This window comes from Bacillus sp. L75, from assembly GCF_003676355.1.
In the GTDB taxonomy this organism is placed as follows: domain Bacteria; phylum Bacillota; class Bacilli; order Bacillales; family Bacillaceae; genus Bacillus; species Bacillus velezensis.
The window spans coordinates 21,071-36,856 of sequence record NZ_ML064913.1 but is presented as its reverse complement, the minus strand read 5'-3'; the positions used below and the strand labels follow the sequence as shown (position 1 = coordinate 36,856).

Here is a 15,786-nt window from a genome sequence, read left to right as displayed (position 1 = left end):
ACCGCAGATGTTTAAGAAGACATCGATTTATTCGAAACTTTTTTCAATACGAAACCAATTAAAACACTGTATGTACAAACGGCTGCAAATAAAAATAACATTGTCATTTTCGGCACCACCTTGAATGAGAATCATTTTCATATTTACATCTTATCATGAGTGAGAATGATTTTCAATCTCTATTTTGCGGTGTTTTCTTCTAGCGCTTTCTCTTCGGCGCGAATCCTCACAGTGAGCATGCAGGCATTGAGAATCGAAAAGAGAAACAGTGTCCAATACGCTCCGTATAACAGCGGCAGAAAAATAAATTCTAAGATGACGACCGCGTAGTTCGGGTGCTTCATCCACCTGTACGGCCCCTTTCTGACAAGCTCCGCATCCGGCACGACAAGGATTTTCGTATTCCAATACCGCCCTAATGATAATAGAGCCCAATACCTGATCCCCTGTACAAATAAAATAATACATATAATGGCGGCCCACCTTGGAGAAAGCGTTTTTTGAAACGCCGCCACCTCAGCTGTAAGAGAGACGAAAAAGAGCACGTGCATCAGGACGAGAAAGGGATAATGTCCTTCTCCGTATTCGACTGCGCCTTGCTTTTTCACCTTTTGCTCATTGCGCCGGGCCACGATCATCTCCGCAATCCGCTGGGCCGCAACCAGCATGATAAACAGCCAAAACATTAAGAAGCCCCCTTTTCCCAGCTGAACAGCAAAAGCTCAGACGAAAATCCCGGCCCGAGAGCGCCGATCAGCCCTTTTTCGTTTTCTTTCTGCCGTCCGTTGAGCAACTGTTCTTTTATCACATGAAAAATAGTTGCGGAAGACATGTTCCCGTGTTTTTGCAGCACCTTCCGAGATGCCGCAAGCTGCCCGGTGCCCATTGAAAGACTCGTTAAATAGGCGTCAATGACCTTTTTCCCGCCTGGATGGGCAAGAAAGGTTTTAATGTCGTGAGTACTGACACCATATTCAAATAAAAATTCATCAACATTGTCCTTCAGCCACTGTGAAACCAGGGTAGGAATGTCTCTTGAAAAAATGACTTGAAAACCGCTGTCGGTGAATTCCCAGCCCATCACATCTTCCGCATCCGGCATCATCACCGATTGAGTGGCGAATATCCGCGGAAGAAGCGGCTGTTTGACGTCGTTTCGGTTCGCCTTTTCTCCTCCCATTAGTACTGCGGCAATCCCGTCCGCAAACAGGGAAGTTCCGATTAAGTTGCTTTTTGACTTGTCGTTCGGCTGAAACGTTAAGCTGCAGAGTTCAGCCGCGATGACAAGCACGTATGCTTCAGGATACGCGCGGCAGTATTCGTACGCCCTGGACAGGCCGGCCGCTCCGCCCGCGCATCCTAAGCCCCAGATCGGTATCCGTTTTGTTTTCGCAGAAAACGGAAGCTGATTCATCACTTTCGCTTCAATGCTGGGTGTCGAAAGCCCGGTGCTGGAAATAAAAAAGATCGCATCCACTTTTTCATATGGAAAGGGATTTGTTAAACAATCCGGGTTTGTTAAACAATCAAGTGCCGCATCCGCACTGTGCTTGACGGTTTCTTCCGTATACAGCCGGTTTTTTTCTGAAAAACCCCGTGCCGTTTTATACCATTCAATCGGCCGGACAAACTGCCTTGATTCAATTTCGCCGTTTTGAAAGGCTTTTAACAGCCGATCAATATCCTTAAATGAATCGGCAAACATCCCTCTCGCAAAATCCGCCGCCGTTTCTTGCGAGACATGATACTTCGGAATGCTCGTTCCGACAGATAACACATATGCCATGCCCATCACCTCTTTACATAAAGGTTTCCGCTTTTTTCCTGAATGTATGCATAAGTTTGAATCGAGGATTTCACTGACATGCCATTTTAATAGGAAATTGGCCCTTTTGAATAAGAAACCGTTCGGCTATACTTGATCCATTCATAAAAAAGGTTGTGATTGGGATGCTGACACCTGTCATTCTTAAAGGGTCACTCGTTCAGTTAGAGCTGCTGACGATTGATCACTCTCAGGCACTTTGCGAAGCAGCTTCAGAAAATAGGACGACTTATGCTTACACCCATGTCCCTGACGGAATCGAAGAAACAAAGCGTTATATTGAGCGTGCGCTTTCCGATTATGAAAAAGGACTTGCATTGCCTTTTGCAGTACGGAGTCTTGAAACAGACCGAATCGTCGGAAGCACGCGGTTTATGGTTGCGGAAGTGTTTACGCGGCCGGCGGACGCAGCTCCGGAAGTGTGTGAGATTGGCAGCACATGGTATGCCTCTGCCGTGCAGCGGACTGGTGTCAATACGGAATGTAAACTTCTGATGCTGACTCATGCGTTTGACGTGTGGCAAGCTGTCAGGGTGACGCTGAAAACCGACGTTCGCAACCAGCGCTCACGGACTGCGATTTTGCGGATCGGAGCCCAATTTGAAGGGATCCGCCGCGCACACATTCCGGCTGTCGACGGCGGTCTCAGAGATACCGCCTACTACTCCATCCTTCGGGAGGAATGGCCTTATATCCGGCAAAACCTTTCTGGCCGGCTCAAAGCATATAACTGAAAAACCTGCCGATATACGGCAGGTTTTTTTACATATTCGGATCATATAGGTATAAATTGAGATCGATCCGTCCGTCTGACGTGACCGCTACCCCCTCAGCTTCAAGAGACAGCTTCTGTACAGAAAACATCTCTTCGTCTCTCAATCCGATTTCGCCCTTTGCATTGATGACCCTGTGCCAAGGAAGACGATGCTTTTTACTCATGGAGTGAAGAATCCTCACAACCTGCCTCGCTCCCTGCGGACTTCCCGCAAGATCGGCAATTTGACCATACGTCATCACTTTTCCTTCAGGAATCTGTTTGATAATGGCTACCGCCCGTTCCGTAAATGTCATGCAACTCCCCATTTCGCAAGAGCAGATGATTTTTGAGAAAATCAGCCACTTCCTGATCTTATATTTATAGATGATAATTGCTTCATCATCATACTTATTTCATCTCTGCGTTTAAATAGATTATCTGTTTGTTCACAAAAAATTAACAAAGATAAGCATGTACTTATTTAACATAATATGTAATAATACAATTGTATTAAAAAAGAAAAGGAGTGTTTACAATGAAAATGAAGAAAGCTTTAGCCGGCTCAGCCCTATCACTCGCTTTACTCTGTTCTGCCGCCCCTGCTTTTGCCGCAGGTCCTGCTGATACACCTTCTGCAGAAAGTAAAACGAAGGAAGTATCTGCTTTGGCGACGTTCATACTTAATGGTTCCGGACCTGATTATCCTACTTCAATTTACCGGAATGGAATCACCTATTATTTAGACAACATCACCTTCCATGGTGCTGATGGCACTTGGACAGCCGTCTACAAAAGCTGATTTTTCATGACGCGGAATGTTTGTTCTAAGCAACAACTAAAAATAATCCGTATGTTACCGTGCCGATAAGAGAATAAATGATTGCTAACATGTACCTAAGAAGTGTCAAAATTGAAAATTGTGACAGATTCTGAATTATCTCTTGCTCTACTTGTATCGGAATCTCCTGCTTTTGCAACTTCTGGAGGATATGAACAATTGGTATCTAAAAGAAGTTTCTTTCTGGAACGGAATCTGGTATGGGAATGATGAGCACTGTTACTAATATGAAGGGGGCTTTGCCCCTTTTTCTAGTTTCACTGCCTTTTATAATTGATCCTACATATAGCACCTAGTTGCGTAATTTCATTTCACCCGATGATCATTATCAGTTGTACTGTTTTCTGCTTTTAGACGCAAAAACACATAATCTAAAATTCTCTCCTGCCATAGGTTTTTTGATCGGATCCTGCAGCACTTTAGTGAATCACATGTCTATCCAAAAGCCGAGCCTCAACTCTTTACGAAGAATCAATCCAGATCCTTCAGAACATTTCTATGGACGCTTGAGTTCCCCAGCTCATGTTAAGGTAACTCTATTCTTGATATATGCTGACGTAAACAAAAGGCCATGGAATGTTTTTCCTCCCCTCTTTAGTTATCAAACCTTCTTTTGGACGAGGGGCGCAGGACATCCCCGATCAGAAAAACACCTAAAATGAATAAAATTAAATGTAAGGGCAATAATTCTTCGTGAGCAAGTACCCCATAAAACCTCTTACTTGCTCTTTTATTTTTGATAAAACACAACCCAGGGTGATAACATGAGATTTGCTTGGGAAGAATTAATTATAATTGCATTCGGAATGATTTTACTGAGAATTTCAGGGAGAAAATCCATAGCACAAATGACCATTGCACAGACAATGGTGATGATTTCAATCGGTACGATTATCGTTCACCCCATTTTAGAAACCAGTTTATTGAAAACATTAATCGCTGCGTCTATCCTTTTTAGCGCTTTGATTTTGATGGAATGGTTTCAAGTAAAAGTAAACTGGTTGAATCTTTTTTAACCGGAAAACCTAAATTCGTTATAGAAGACGGCCAACTCAGAAAACTTAAAGAAGCTGAGACTGACAGCAGATCAACTCGAAATGCGTTTAAGACTTCTTGGCATTTCAAACATAAACACAATTAAATATGCCAATTTATAAGCTAATGGACAATTAGGTTACGAATTAAAAGATGACTGTAAGCCTTTAACCATCAAAGACCTTAAAAATGTGATCGATCCAAAATGTCTTAACAAAGAGCCTCAGCCTCAAAAAGATGATCAAGCCAATATATTCGAGGAAATCAAAAGTCACCAGACCCAGCATAAGCCAAAAAATCTTGAATAATTCGCTGATTAGTAAAGCCTTTTGTTATTCGCCGAATCAGACCGTTAACCGCCGATCAAAACCGGTTTACAAGAAACAAAAAAAGCATCTGAAGCAGATGGCTTTTTCAATCGATATTGCGACGATGAAAAGAGTCGGTAATCCCCGTATTTTTCGAGAGGTCCTTGTATGCGCCTGAATATGCTTTTCAGCCGCCTATCCCTACCGCCGCCCTTAGCCATAATGTTAGTCAGTTTGTTTTTATAAAATCATTGATTAATTGATCAGTCGTTAATATTGTGGCAAATTCATCATGCAATGTTGCCAGAGATATATTGTGAATAGTCTCTGCATCATAATATGTATCATTTTGATCTCTCATTCCGAAGGCTGCTGTTGCATCTGAAATCAGGTATGTATCAAATCCTAAATTACCGCTCATCCTTGTGGTTGTTGAAACACAGTGCGGCGTAGTCAAGCCAGTGATTACGACAGTTGTTATATCATTTGCTTTTAAAAGCTCTTCTAGATTAGTCCCAATAAAGCTGCTGTTTACTTTTTTGGTTATAATGACTTCTTTTTCCATAGGTTTAACGATTTCCTTTATAGCAACCCCCTCATTTTTTGGATAAAATAAAGAACCAGGTTTATCAGAAATATGTTGTATGTATATGACTGTCCATCCTTTTTCTCTCCATAATTTCAGTATTTTGCTGATATTTTCTTCCGCCTTTACGTTATTTCGGTCTCCCCACTTTTTATCATCAAAGGCTTTTTGTACATCCACAATGATTAAAGCTTTTTTCTTTTCTGCCATCAGATAACCTCCTATATTGAAAATTCGCATTTATAACATTTTAAATAAAGATTTTACTTTTGTACAATTGTTTCAGTGTTAAATTTCATATCGCACCTTCCCCGTTGGAAAAGCGCTGGAATAGCTAAAGCAAACACTGACTCAAAGGCTGCAGCTCACCAGAAGCCAGCAATATTCAACTCTTTTTCTCTATATACTTATCAATATTCTGAAATAAGCCGCAACAGTGAATGAAAGCATCGCTCCTATCGCCATCCACTCCCCTAACTACATTCACGCTCACAAAATATTAACAAAAAAACCCTTGGTTCTTTTTGTATTGTATGTAATAATACAAGTGTATCAAAAAACAAAGGAGTGTTCAAAATGAAATTAAAAAAAGTTTTAACTGGTTCTGCCTTGTCTCTCGCTTTACTCGTTTCCGCTGCCCCTGCTTTTGCATCTAGCCCTGGTCATACAAATAGCGACTCAACTCAAACAAAAATTTCGACACAAGCGACCAGAGATTCTTTTACAATGGATTACCTTCATAGATGGGATATCCCAAATACAACTGTTAAGAATGGTGTTACATATTACCTTAAGAAAGTAGAGATAATCGAAGGGTTCTATCGCGCAACTTTTGAAGGATGGATTAATTAAAAGCAGGGGCTTTCCCTTCTTTTACTCTCTTTTGTAAGAATTCGTGCACAAGATACTCGTTCACGTACATATAGTTCGGGACGGTTTTTCGGCGAAATAAGGCGGATGCCTCATCACTCAATTTGTTTCTATTCAAACAATGAAAATAATAAATGAAAGAGGATGCCTCGCAAAAAGTTCAGCAAACTTTCGGAAGCATCCTCGATCTGGATAAAATAAGATGTTATTTTAAAGAAAACGGATCACTAACCCTCTTGAACCCTTGTCACATCAAGGGTTTTTTTCGTTTTGGGAATCATATTATAAATAAGTTGTTCATTTACCGCACACTTTCATAACGTGTTATTTCCCTTTAAATTCAAGCTTTTGAGCACTTCTAAAGCAGAAACAAATTCACGCATTTTCATCCTTGAATGTGATTTTTGTTATTTTTGTGTTATTTTTTTAAATGACTTATGCAATTTTGGTTTCCTTTGTTTAGAAGCAAAGCTAAAGTGGTTCTGAAAAGGTAACGGACTTAGCATAAATAAAAGCAGACTTGAATTAGATCTTTAAAGATCTAATTCTAAAATGAGATATGAGAAAAAAAGCTCACTTAAGTAAGCTTTAAGGTTTATCTTGACTATTCGTAACATTATATTTATAATTAGAATATAATAAACTAAACTTAGTTACGCAGGGGAGCAATGGCAATCACACTTTGTGATTAGGCGTTGTTCCCTTTGTTTTTTACAATATCATAGAGGAGTAACAGCCTTCTTAATTGAGTTGAAAGCTTTATTTCACCTTTCCCTTTCAATTCAGTCAAAGCGTTTATTAAATAACTTTTTAACTCTTCTAAATTTAAACGTCTAATATTATAGGATAATGTTTCGTATATATTTACTTCTTTAGTTTTTAATTCTGTTATTTCTTTTAAATTATTACAATTTTGCCGTAAGACAGACGAAATAACAATCTTGTTATAATGCAGATCGAAATTAGAATAATAATCGATTTTTTGTATCAGCTTTTCTTTTTCCGTCTTATGTAGGCCACTCAGGTTAATAAGTTCTTCATTTAAGAACTTATTAATTGGAAACCTTGATCTAGAGGCCTGGTTAACAGCAAACCTCATGCGTATTTCATTCCCTATTTCATCTTTATCAGAAATATAGTCTAAAGAATAAGTAATGATATCGGGTATTTGAAATATATACTTAGAATCGCCTAAAGCAACCGTTATATTCTTATTTTGAAGGGCTTCTTGTATATTATCAATTTCTATTGGTGAAATTAATACAGAATCTAGAGTTCCCTTTTTACCCCTATCAATTATCAATTCCTTTATTACATGCTGATATTTCCTTACCTCTGTAGGGGCAACACCCTGATTTATTTCGCTTAGCTTATCAAAGACAAGTTTGAAGTTATCAGTTTTGATAACTTTTAATTTGCATCCTAAATCTCTATCCCTTTCAACTTCTTCAACTAATTCATTAACTCCTTCTACACGTTGTATGAGCACAAGTCTATTTTCAAGAATCTCTATTTCTTTATCGGTCAATGACCTAGTGAATTCTTTAATTATTTTTCTAATATTTATGTCTGTTAAAGAATATCCCATAAAAATAATTGGCGAATGCATCATGGTAGAAATTATTTTAGCACTTATTAATACAGAATTTTTATCAAAGTTATTATAATTCCTCTTCAGTTATTATTATGTCCTCTGGGCTATCCGCACAACCATGTAATTTATAAAGTTCTGCATATCCATAATTTTGTAGAAAAAAACCTTTTTGCCCAATAAATTTGGTTAATCCATATGTACTATATTCGTTATAAGAATTCTCAATAAAATTGTCATAATTTGTGGTTAACACTATTTGTGTTTTGGATAGCATTTTTTTAAAAGAATTGTATTCCATTTGCATTTCATCAATTAAATCATAACTTTTAAATCTGATAGCGATTGCTTTTTTAAAAGGAGAAACTCTTGAATTAAAAGCATCTTTAGGACTAAATTTATCTATTTTTATTCTTTCTTCGTTAAAAGCTTTATTAAATTTATTCTCCAATAATGTGCCCATTTCAATATTTGAATAATGATCTAACTCTTTTTCTGAAAAGCTAGGATTTTGATTTCTTTTTTTATCTCTTATATTATTAAATACCCCATAAAAGCTTTGTGGCTCTTTTAGTTGATCCCAATACTCATTTAATAATGAAGGCCAATCTGGAAAATTCACAAGAAAACGCTTTGAAATTCCTGACCCTATAAAAACCGTGGGGAATTCATTTTCTTTAATAAACTCATCTAATATTGTCGTCATTGAGACCCCTCTTTAATGATTTTATTAAATGATATCATAAATCTGGTTAAATATTTGATGTTTTCTTTTAAAAAGTCCTGCATGTTTCAGGACTTTATTCATCATACGGCCGATATTTCTTCCGACCAGCTTCCAGTTCTTTTTTCTTCTCCTCTAAATCAGTTCGAAGAAATAAACTGATGCCGCTCAATTTTTTAATCGGGTTCAGCTTACCACTGCTTATAAGCTGGCTTACTCGCTGGCGGTTCACTCCCAGCAACTCTGCTGCTTCTTTGGTAGTGAGGACTTCACGTCGAATGAAGTCCTCGACCTCCTGACGGTTGTTTAAATGATATTCCATGTTATCTTCTCCTTATGATGTCTTTTAGGATAGCATACACTGTTAATGCCACTACAATAGCCATTACAGAGGTTGTAAATAAGTTTGTCCAAAACGAACGCACACCAATTGCTGCAACACTCAAAAGGATTAACGAAAAGATGAATTTTTGATTTTTCTTCATTTTTTATGCTAGACTGATTATAATAATATTGAGAAGCGAGCCGCTAACTCGCTTCCCTAACTATTTAATCCTTCTTATTTTTCTTCTCGTTATCGTTTGATTGTTGGGCAATCCATCCGATAGATACAACGTAGAAGATAATTTGAAGGATTTTTATCATGTTGTCTAGCATTTCCTCACCTCCTTATATATTTATTATACACATTCTATAAACAATTGTCTATAGATTTCATGAAATAATTCCCTCTGTTTCATTTTTTTCAATTCGTTATTTCTTCGCTTAAATAAACTATGGATAAACACCCTCTATTCCTTTAAAATGGAATCATCGTTTAAATTTAGGGGGAAGTTATGATCTTATTTATGGGGTTTCTAACAATTTTTTCGACAATAGGTTTTGTAATAGGTTTAATTTATTTATTTTTTCGTAGGACAAGAAAAAAAGGTTATTGGTTAGTCCCTATAACTTTGATTTTCGGCATTATTGGTTTTTCTTATATGTCCAGGCCAGTTGAAGGTACAGATGACACGGAAGAACAACCTGTTTCATCAACGAGTATTGAGCCGAGCAGCTCTAATATTCAAGATGAATCAGATCAAAGCGAAGATGAATCAGCCGCTCACCATAATGTAAACTGGTCTGAGCGAGTCCAAGGCACCACTTTTAAGATTGATCAAGTAAGCATTGTAAAAGAAGCGTTGGACTCCGGTGCTGAGGGGGCCATTGCTGTTCACTTTGTCATTGACAATGGAAGCAAAAAAGATATCTCAACTTTCCCGAACCAAGGTACCCTCCTTACCAATACTAAAGAACAGATAGATGCCAGTTTATCACTCAGTGAAGATATTGGTGGAGAAATTATGTCTGGAGCAAAAAAAGAAGGGTATGTGCTTTATCCAATAAAAAAATTGAAGGATCCCAATGAAATCAAATCAGTCAGAATAAAATGGGATTTTTGGCCGGATAAAGATGTGACTACAAATGTAAAGGATTTTGATATTAATTTAACTTGGTGAGGAATCGTAATGTAATCAGTTATAATGGTCATCATACATAAGAATAAAGTTGAATTATTAAGAAGCCCCTTTCAAAATGAAAGAGGCTTCTTTTTATTCGTTTAACAAGGCAAACCATGCTTTCTGATAAACTTTTTGGCCAAACCCTTTAAATATAGACTTCGTGCTCTTAGACAAACGCTTTCTTGTTTTTTCTTCAGACATGATTTTTATTACCCTGTCTGCCAATTCATTTTGGGTTTTAACAAGATAACCATTTTTCTCGTTCTGTATCATATCTTTAGGGCCGTATTTAATATCATATGATGTTACTGGTGTACCTGCGGCTAAGCTTTCAAGAATGGTTAGTCCAAATCCTTCAGATTTTGAAGTGAGTATGGAACAAGCTGCTTTTTGATAAACCTCAATTTTGTTGTCTGTAAATCCTTTTAATTCAATATTTTTCGTTAAGTTTAATTTTTCAATTAGTTCTTGAAAGTATGTTTCATGCTCACCCGCGCCATAAACTTCGTATTTCGCATCTGGAATAACATCAACTACTTTTTTGAATGCCTTTATAGCTTCCTCTAGACCCTTCTCTTTATGATAGCGGGACAAAGTTACCGCTAGGTGCGGATTAACCTTAGAATTATCCTTCTCAGTGTCAGGTTTACTTATTCCATGTGGAATAACCCGATAATTCAATCGCTCTCCAAACTCGTTTGAAAAGTCATTTTTTTGTTCCTCAGTCAAAAACACAATCTGATCAAATTTATCAGGGTTCTTGAATAAAGCATTATATTGTTGACTTAATTCAAATTCACCCTTCTCATTTAAATCGTAATGATTAGTGTGCAACACAACAACTTTTCTCACATCAGATAATCTTTTATCCAATAATAAACTAAAATTTTTAGGGTTGTCAGACATGATGATTGGTGATTCAATCTCTTTTGTTCGATTAGCTATCCAATATGCCGCCAGGTCTTCTAGGTTCTTAAATTCTAAAGGCTCGGGATAGAAAAGATTGCAGCGGAATATCTCTTCATCTTTAGGCTTTAACCATGTTGTGAGATAACATTTCCCATCCTTTCCGAAATAACGATCTAACTTTGGTTTGTTGCTGAACAAATCCATTTGGCGTTCACGTACTAAATAACCCTCCTCGTTATATTCTTCTCTGCGAAGCCTGTGTCTAGCTTCATTCATGTAATCAATATATGCAAGCCGTCCATTGTTATCGAACTTTTTGTACTTTACATACAGACCATCTTTGAAGTAACGGAAAGCATTGTTTGCTTTAAAAACGATGAAGCCTTCTTCTTCTTTATTCGAATTCCCTTTTATACGATGATCTTCTTTACTGTTCTTAGAAGGATCTAGATCATTGAATAAATTATAAACCTTCACTCTTTCATCCAGTTCATTGGTATTATAAAGATTTTGAATGATACTTTTATGATTCTTTTGAAAAAGAATGGTTAGAAATTGAGTTTCTTTATACTCTGAAACGAGTGTATTCGCTCTATGTATTGTTGCTTTGGTCATACCGCCTCTTTTTGTATTTAAGGAATTAAATAAAAAAACCGGACTAACGAGAGACATATTTTATCCCCTTTTCATATTTTTTCACTAGATTATATTACTATAAATGAAATTTTAATGAAATAGTCATATAAAAAGAGAATAATTACAGGAAAACCCTCCTTGTATAAAGAGGGCTTTAGTTATTTTAATAATGATTCAATCTTAACTCTGGTTTTCGGCCCATAAATTCCGTCAGGAGTTAAACTATTCATCACCTGAAATCTTTTCACTGCATTCGCCGTCTTCGGTCCATACGCACCATCAATACCAAAGTTTTTTGCGTTTTTATCTGGATAATAATGAAGAGCCGCTAACGCAGTCTGGATCTGTTTTACAGACTCCCCTCGGGTTAACGGGTTTGAGACTTTAAAAATACCCGCAGGCAGGCTGAATTTTGATTTTTGAGTAGTTTTAGGCTTTGACGATGTTGCTTTCTTCTTGCCGCCGCTTTTCAGCTCGTTATCGCTTTTGATATAGGAGACATTCACATATCCATGGAATGTCTGGCCTTTAGAATTGGTGTATTCAACATATCCCCATCCGTTGACAGTTGATCCAAGCTGATATTTTACAATCGTGCCATTCGGCAGGTTAAGCACCATGGAAGAAGAGGCGCTCCGTTGTGTACGTAAAACAAGCCCATCACTTGAAACCACCGTGTTTTTGATGAATCTTCCTGTATCTGTATGGGTAACATCTGGATTTGATGCAGGCGCCGTTACAACCACACCATCCATTCGCTTTTCAACACGGCTCTTAAAATCGGCAAACCCTTTAGAGTTGCTTACCCACGGAGCCGGGCAGATTTTATGTGTAATATCGTAATGTCGAACAATATCATTGGTTGGGTCAAGTTTATACATTTTGCACAGCTCGGCACAAACTTGTTCTGCACGGGCAATGGTATCCGGATGAAAAGTGCCGTTCTTTTCAATGCAAAGCTCCACGCCGATAGATAAGAAATTTGCATTCGGTTTCAGCGCAGCGACACCCCGGTAAGGCTGCCCGTTGACGAATTGCTGAATGTCATTCGCATGATAGGCAACCTCATTCAACGGAATGATACAAATAGCCTCTGTACGATCGACAAAGATATGTGCAGATGCAAACGTCTGTTTTTTCTCAGATAGATTTCTGTTCTGTGCGGGGAGCGTTTGGCCAAAATATCTATAATGATTGGCAGCAGACGCGCCGGGGTTTGCCGTGTAATGTACAGCCAGTTTCTTCACGCCGTTGTTTTTGATTCCCGGCCGCGTCCATTTATTAATATCAATATATTGGTTTCTGTATGCTGACATAAAAATCTCTCCTATTCTGTTTTTAAATACAAAAAAGCAGCCGGATTAACCAGCTGCTTGATCGTCTTTTTCTGTTTTCTGATCGTTGTCGCTTTCAATTACATGGAGCCGGTCAGTGATGACGGCCGGAATTTTAACGCCGATCTGTGCCAAGTTTTCCGTGATGGACAGGCCCTCATTTGCGATATAAAAAAGAACGGTTCCAAAGGTCAGAACACCGTTCAAATTTGTTATCGTGTCAATAATGTTGGCGACGATGACCACCATAAAACTGAGCATCTTCCGCACATATCCAAACCATGCACTGCGGCTCCGGAGCTGCTTCATTTTCCACGCTTTGATAATGCCAGTAATAACATCCAAGATGCTGAGGATCAGAAGCAAGTCAAGGTATTTCACCTCCCCGAATAGATATGTTCTTGCTATCTGTAAGCTTTCAACATTCAACATCACTTGTATTCCCTCCATTGTTAATCACCTCCTTCGAGGCAAAATAAAAACACCTCTAGGGTGTTTATTAGCTCCCGATCCCGCCCACATCCACACTGATTGGCTGTTCTGTAGCGGGATAGGTTAAACCAGTGATTTGTTTATATTGCTCTTCAGTAATTCTGTTCAATTCAACAAAACGGGCGACATTCGCGTTTGTATAATAATTCCGGCCCCAGCCATAAATGGTCTTGATATTTGTAAACCAATCCATTATGCTTTTCCTCCCTCTGCCAACATAAGAAGCAAGTCAGCCAATATTCTTGACTGTTCCTCGGCTGCGCTTTGAGTTTCTGCCAACTGCTCCATAATGACAGCATTCTGCCGTTTTAAAATATCAACAGCCGTTGGTCCCTGAACATTTTTTGCGTGCTCTAATATAGAATTCTTTTCTTCTCGTGTAGCCGATTCTATCCATACCTGTTTTTTAGGATCAAATTTCGCCTTAAAAAATGAAGGTGGTTGAATTAGCGTGCAATTTTCAGGAATAATATAATTTCCTTGCTCATCTACTTCGTCAATAATAGAAGGTCCGATAAAAATAAAATCTTCTCCATACTTGTATGCTTGAATCATGTTGCAGTTCCTCCAGTTTGTAGCGGCACAGATACATCTATATAAAAACCATCTAATCTATTTGAATCAAGTGGCGTTGGATATTTAATCTTTAAGTCACCATCATCGTATACAATCAAATTTGCCGTTCCCCCTGTTCCGCTTAGAGCAACCGAAACGACAGCCCCTCCTATCGGCGTGTACTCAACTGGTATTGACCCAAAAATAATTTCTGCATCTACCCTTACGTGACCTCGTAATAACAACAAAGAACCCGATTTTGCATATATTGGCGTGCGTGTCCCCACGGTAGCACCGTTTTTCAGCGTAATATTTTGCCACACAGGATTTTCAAAATCATTATTTGTAATGAGCCGTTTCCATCCTTTAAAAACACCGTTAGTATGAACCGTAGCATGCCATAAAGTATTATCATAGCTACGCCAAGCTATGATAGACTTTCTTCCGGAATCGCCTTCGATAACATCATAGTTAAACCATGAGCTATCATTCACAACAGGATTGTTTTTAACTGATGTGCCATTCGCATAATAATAACCTGAACTTAACGCTAGAACGTCTGTCTCATTTACTAATTGTGTTCGTTTTCCGTCATCATTTGTCAACTTCGTCATCTGGCCGCCATTCCACTTGTCTTTTTCAATTTTTGTTACGTGAATGTCCGTTTTATCGGCATGAACATCGACTTTTGACTGCGCCCCTTCCACTGACTCAAACTCACGCCATGACGTCCAAGAATCCGAGCCTGAGATTTTATTACGCATAAACTTTCGGCGGCCTGACGACGTTGAGTCGCTGCTGCTATAGGACGTATATTCCTGATATGCATACGTTCCGTAGTTGTGGACGAACAGATACCCGTTATTATTCACGGGCGCATTTAATGCTGTCGTGGCACTGCTCATATAGTATAAGCCTGTATCCGTTACCGTATTGAAATCAGCACCGCTTAGATACTTCGCCAGCCCATTATCTTCCGTTAATTTAAAGAGCTGTCCTGCATTCCATTTATCCTTTTCAATTTTTGATGTATGTCTTTCTCCGTTGTTATCGTGTTGTCGAAAAGCATAGTAATCAGCCTGTTTGATATTATCGACTTTATCAAGTCCAACTTGTGCCGCAGTAACCTTGTGCGGGTTTGAAGTGTCAGAGGTGTGTTTGTCAAAATCCTCTTTCTTTGCTTGTACGTCATTTGTTACGGCAGATAGCCCTATCTGCGCTTTTGTTACTCCATGTGGGTTACTTTTATCCTTTGAGTGCTTATCAAGATTCGCCTGAACAGCGTCAGCCTTTTCTTGCGAGCCCTTTTTCGTTTCAACAGCTTCGAGATCGGCAAATTTCTCCCGTAATTCCCCAACGGTTTGACTGATTTCTTTAACGGTTTGGTTTACCCCGTCTCTCAGCGTTTCAAAGTCGTCAATGTAGTAGTCAGCTGTCGGAATGATGTTCTGATCTTCTAACGTTTTAGCGATAGAAAAGGTGAAAAATGAAGTTACCAGGGATTGTCCGTTTGTATAATATAGTTTGATTTCAGCCTTAACAGTTCCGTAATGCGTCAGTTCCTCATCAGACAAAATGTATTCAGCCGTACCATTGACTTTGTCTATAAGCGTAAGACTCTTTTTATAAAATGATCCGTCAGCATATAGCAGAACGATTTTTGCATCCAATGCTGACAAAGGCAACGGTACGCCATCCTTCACAAAAGAAAAGGACAGCTTGGCGCTGCCTGTATCTTGCGTCATAAATTGTATGTTAGTGGTTCGGCCGTTTGACCGTCCGGCATTAATATCGAATGACACGCTCCCCGTTTTATACATC

At 38.6% G+C, this 15,786-nt stretch carries 18 protein-coding genes and 1 pseudogene; 5 read left to right on the top strand and 14 right to left on the bottom strand.

Features of this window, described 5'->3' with window-relative positions; translation table 11 throughout:
• Positions 1 to 11: 11 nt before the first annotated feature.
• The 3 genes from fbpC to D5S11_RS16520 form a co-directional block, all read right to left on the bottom strand.
• The gene (gene fbpC / locus D5S11_RS16530) at positions 12 to 107 is read right to left on the bottom strand and encodes a Fur-regulated basic protein FbpC (RefSeq protein WP_025284905.1); all 96 of its coding nucleotides are present in this window, start codon (positions 105 to 107) and stop codon (positions 12 to 14) included.
• 72 nt (positions 108 to 179) lie between these two features.
• Entirely contained in the window at positions 180 to 686 is a 507-nt protein-coding gene (locus tag D5S11_RS16525; protein WP_032866277.1) for an isoprenylcysteine carboxyl methyltransferase family protein, read from the bottom strand.
• Positions 686 to 1,786, bottom strand: a complete 1,101-nt coding sequence (locus D5S11_RS16520; RefSeq protein WP_032866278.1) for a type III polyketide synthase — start codon at positions 1,784 to 1,786, stop codon at positions 686 to 688. Before D5S11_RS16520 ends, D5S11_RS16525 begins: the two co-directional genes overlap by 1 nt.
• Positions 1,787 to 1,950: 164 nt before the next feature.
• Between D5S11_RS16520 and D5S11_RS16515 the strand changes: the two genes are divergently transcribed.
• Positions 1,951 to 2,559 (top strand): GNAT family N-acetyltransferase, encoded by a 609-nt coding sequence (locus tag D5S11_RS16515; RefSeq protein WP_032866279.1) that lies wholly within the window; start codon positions 1,951 to 1,953, stop codon positions 2,557 to 2,559.
• Positions 2,560 to 2,587: 28 nt separating this feature from the next.
• Here the strand turns inward: D5S11_RS16515 and D5S11_RS16510 are convergent, their stop codons facing one another.
• Complete coding sequence (locus D5S11_RS16510) at positions 2,588 to 2,896, bottom strand: MGMT family protein (RefSeq protein WP_108724871.1); 309 nt, start codon at positions 2,894 to 2,896, stop codon at positions 2,588 to 2,590.
• Between the two features lie 221 nt (positions 2,897 to 3,117).
• Here D5S11_RS16510 and D5S11_RS16505 point away from each other — a divergent pair, with 221 nt between their 5' ends.
• Both D5S11_RS16505 and D5S11_RS16500 read left to right on the top strand, forming a co-directional pair.
• On the top strand, positions 3,118 to 3,381 hold the full coding sequence (locus D5S11_RS16505; protein ID WP_032866282.1) for a hypothetical protein: 264 nt from the start codon (positions 3,118 to 3,120) through the stop codon (positions 3,379 to 3,381).
• Between the two features lie 803 nt (positions 3,382 to 4,184).
• Positions 4,185 to 4,763: pseudogene (locus tag D5S11_RS16500) on the top strand (DUF421 domain-containing protein).
• Between the two features lie 229 nt (positions 4,764 to 4,992).
• Here the strand turns inward: D5S11_RS16500 and D5S11_RS16495 are convergent.
• Entirely contained in the window at positions 4,993 to 5,559 is a 567-nt protein-coding gene (locus D5S11_RS16495) for a cysteine hydrolase family protein (RefSeq protein ID WP_007409506.1), read from the bottom strand.
• A 366-nt stretch (positions 5,560 to 5,925) separates the two neighbouring features.
• Between D5S11_RS16495 and D5S11_RS16490 the strand changes: the two genes are divergently transcribed.
• Entirely contained in the window at positions 5,926 to 6,201 is a 276-nt protein-coding gene (locus D5S11_RS16490; RefSeq protein ID WP_099566867.1) for a hypothetical protein, read from the top strand.
• A gap of 706 nt (positions 6,202 to 6,907) precedes the next feature.
• Here the strand turns inward: D5S11_RS16490 and D5S11_RS20260 are convergent.
• The 3 genes from D5S11_RS20260 to D5S11_RS16480 form a co-directional block, all read right to left on the bottom strand.
• On the bottom strand, positions 6,908 to 7,747 hold the full coding sequence (locus D5S11_RS20260; RefSeq protein WP_234418067.1) for a hypothetical protein: 840 nt from the start codon (positions 7,745 to 7,747) through the stop codon (positions 6,908 to 6,910).
• A 133-nt stretch (positions 7,748 to 7,880) separates the two neighbouring features.
• The gene (locus D5S11_RS20255) at positions 7,881 to 8,516 is read right to left on the bottom strand and encodes an SIR2 family protein (protein WP_234418066.1); all 636 of its coding nucleotides are present in this window, start codon (positions 8,514 to 8,516) and stop codon (positions 7,881 to 7,883) included.
• Positions 8,517 to 8,610: 94 nt separating this feature from the next.
• On the bottom strand, positions 8,611 to 8,856 hold the full coding sequence (locus tag D5S11_RS16480) for a helix-turn-helix domain-containing protein (RefSeq protein ID WP_108724870.1): 246 nt from the start codon (positions 8,854 to 8,856) through the stop codon (positions 8,611 to 8,613).
• Positions 8,857 to 9,370: 514 nt separating this feature from the next.
• Between D5S11_RS16480 and D5S11_RS16475 the strand changes: the two genes are divergently transcribed.
• Complete coding sequence (locus D5S11_RS16475; protein WP_064107603.1) at positions 9,371 to 10,036, top strand: hypothetical protein; 666 nt, start codon at positions 9,371 to 9,373, stop codon at positions 10,034 to 10,036.
• A 93-nt stretch (positions 10,037 to 10,129) separates the two neighbouring features.
• Here D5S11_RS16475 and D5S11_RS16470 read toward each other — a convergent pair whose 3' ends face one another.
• The 6 genes from D5S11_RS16470 to D5S11_RS16445 all read right to left on the bottom strand — a co-directional run bounded on the left by D5S11_RS16470 (position 10,130) and on the right by D5S11_RS16445 (position 15,785).
• Entirely contained in the window at positions 10,130 to 11,620 is a 1,491-nt protein-coding gene (locus tag D5S11_RS16470; RefSeq protein WP_108724869.1) for a glycosyltransferase, read from the bottom strand.
• 122 nt (positions 11,621 to 11,742) lie between these two features.
• A complete protein-coding gene (locus tag D5S11_RS16465; protein WP_061582152.1) occupies positions 11,743 to 12,900 on the bottom strand; it encodes an N-acetylmuramoyl-L-alanine amidase in 1,158 nt (385 codons plus the stop codon).
• Positions 12,901 to 12,945: 45 nt separating this feature from the next.
• Positions 12,946 to 13,368, bottom strand: coding sequence for a phage holin family protein (locus tag D5S11_RS16460; protein WP_060560140.1), 423 nt, complete (start codon positions 13,366 to 13,368; stop codon positions 12,946 to 12,948).
• A gap of 49 nt (positions 13,369 to 13,417) precedes the next feature.
• Complete coding sequence (locus D5S11_RS16455) at positions 13,418 to 13,603, bottom strand: XkdX family protein (RefSeq protein ID WP_061582151.1); 186 nt, start codon at positions 13,601 to 13,603, stop codon at positions 13,418 to 13,420.
• Positions 13,603 to 13,965: a hypothetical protein gene (locus D5S11_RS16450; protein WP_061582150.1), complete on the bottom strand. Its 363-nt coding sequence runs from the start codon at positions 13,963 to 13,965 to the stop codon at positions 13,603 to 13,605. The genes D5S11_RS16455 and D5S11_RS16450 overlap by 1 nt, the downstream gene beginning before the upstream one ends.
• The gene (locus D5S11_RS16445) at positions 13,962 to 15,785 is read right to left on the bottom strand and encodes a BppU family phage baseplate upper protein (RefSeq protein ID WP_108724868.1); all 1,824 of its coding nucleotides are present in this window, start codon (positions 15,783 to 15,785) and stop codon (positions 13,962 to 13,964) included. The genes D5S11_RS16450 and D5S11_RS16445 overlap by 4 nt, the downstream gene beginning before the upstream one ends.
• Between the last annotated feature and the right edge of the window lies 1 nt (position 15,786).

What these genes read in the sequence shown, in the direction of transcription:
- D5S11_RS16510 (WP_108724871.1), bottom strand. Translation starts at nt 2,896, where the DNA reads ATGACATTTACGGAACGGGCGGTAGCCATTATCAAACAGATTCCTGAA.
- D5S11_RS16495 (WP_007409506.1), bottom strand. Translation starts at nt 5,559, where the DNA reads ATGGCAGAAAAGAAAAAAGCTTTAATCATTGTGGATGTACAAAAAGCC.
- D5S11_RS16490 (WP_099566867.1), top strand. Translation starts at nt 5,926, where the DNA reads ATGAAATTAAAAAAAGTTTTAACTGGTTCTGCCTTGTCTCTCGCTTTA.
- D5S11_RS16465 (WP_061582152.1), bottom strand. Translation starts at nt 12,900, where the DNA reads ATGTCAGCATACAGAAACCAATATATTGATATTAATAAATGGACGCGG.
- D5S11_RS16460 (WP_060560140.1), bottom strand. Translation starts at nt 13,368, where the DNA reads ATGGAGGGAATACAAGTGATGTTGAATGTTGAAAGCTTACAGATAGCA.
- D5S11_RS16450 (WP_061582150.1), bottom strand. Translation starts at nt 13,965, where the DNA reads ATGATTCAAGCATACAAGTATGGAGAAGATTTTATTTTTATCGGACCT.
- D5S11_RS16475 (WP_064107603.1), top strand. Translation starts at nt 9,371, where the DNA reads ATGATCTTATTTATGGGGTTTCTAACAATTTTTTCGACAATAGGTTTT.
- fbpC (WP_025284905.1), bottom strand. Translation starts at nt 107, where the DNA reads ATGACAATGTTATTTTTATTTGCAGCCGTTTGTACATACAGTGTTTTA.
- D5S11_RS16480 (WP_108724870.1), bottom strand. Translation starts at nt 8,856, where the DNA reads ATGGAATATCATTTAAACAACCGTCAGGAGGTCGAGGACTTCATTCGA.
- D5S11_RS16515 (WP_032866279.1), top strand. Translation starts at nt 1,951, where the DNA reads ATGCTGACACCTGTCATTCTTAAAGGGTCACTCGTTCAGTTAGAGCTG.
- D5S11_RS16445 (WP_108724868.1), bottom strand. Translation starts at nt 15,785, where the DNA reads ATGTATAAAACGGGGAGCGTGTCATTCGATATTAATGCCGGACGGTCA.
- D5S11_RS16525 (WP_032866277.1), bottom strand. Translation starts at nt 686, where the DNA reads ATGTTTTGGCTGTTTATCATGCTGGTTGCGGCCCAGCGGATTGCGGAG.
- D5S11_RS20255 (WP_234418066.1), bottom strand. Translation starts at nt 8,516, where the DNA reads ATGACGACAATATTAGATGAGTTTATTAAAGAAAATGAATTCCCCACG.
- D5S11_RS16520 (WP_032866278.1), bottom strand. Translation starts at nt 1,786, where the DNA reads ATGGCATATGTGTTATCTGTCGGAACGAGCATTCCGAAGTATCATGTC.
- D5S11_RS16455 (WP_061582151.1), bottom strand. Translation starts at nt 13,603, where the DNA reads ATGGATTGGTTTACAAATATCAAGACCATTTATGGCTGGGGCCGGAAT.
- D5S11_RS16470 (WP_108724869.1), bottom strand. Translation starts at nt 11,620, where the DNA reads ATGTCTCTCGTTAGTCCGGTTTTTTTATTTAATTCCTTAAATACAAAA.
- D5S11_RS16505 (WP_032866282.1), top strand. Translation starts at nt 3,118, where the DNA reads ATGAAAATGAAGAAAGCTTTAGCCGGCTCAGCCCTATCACTCGCTTTA.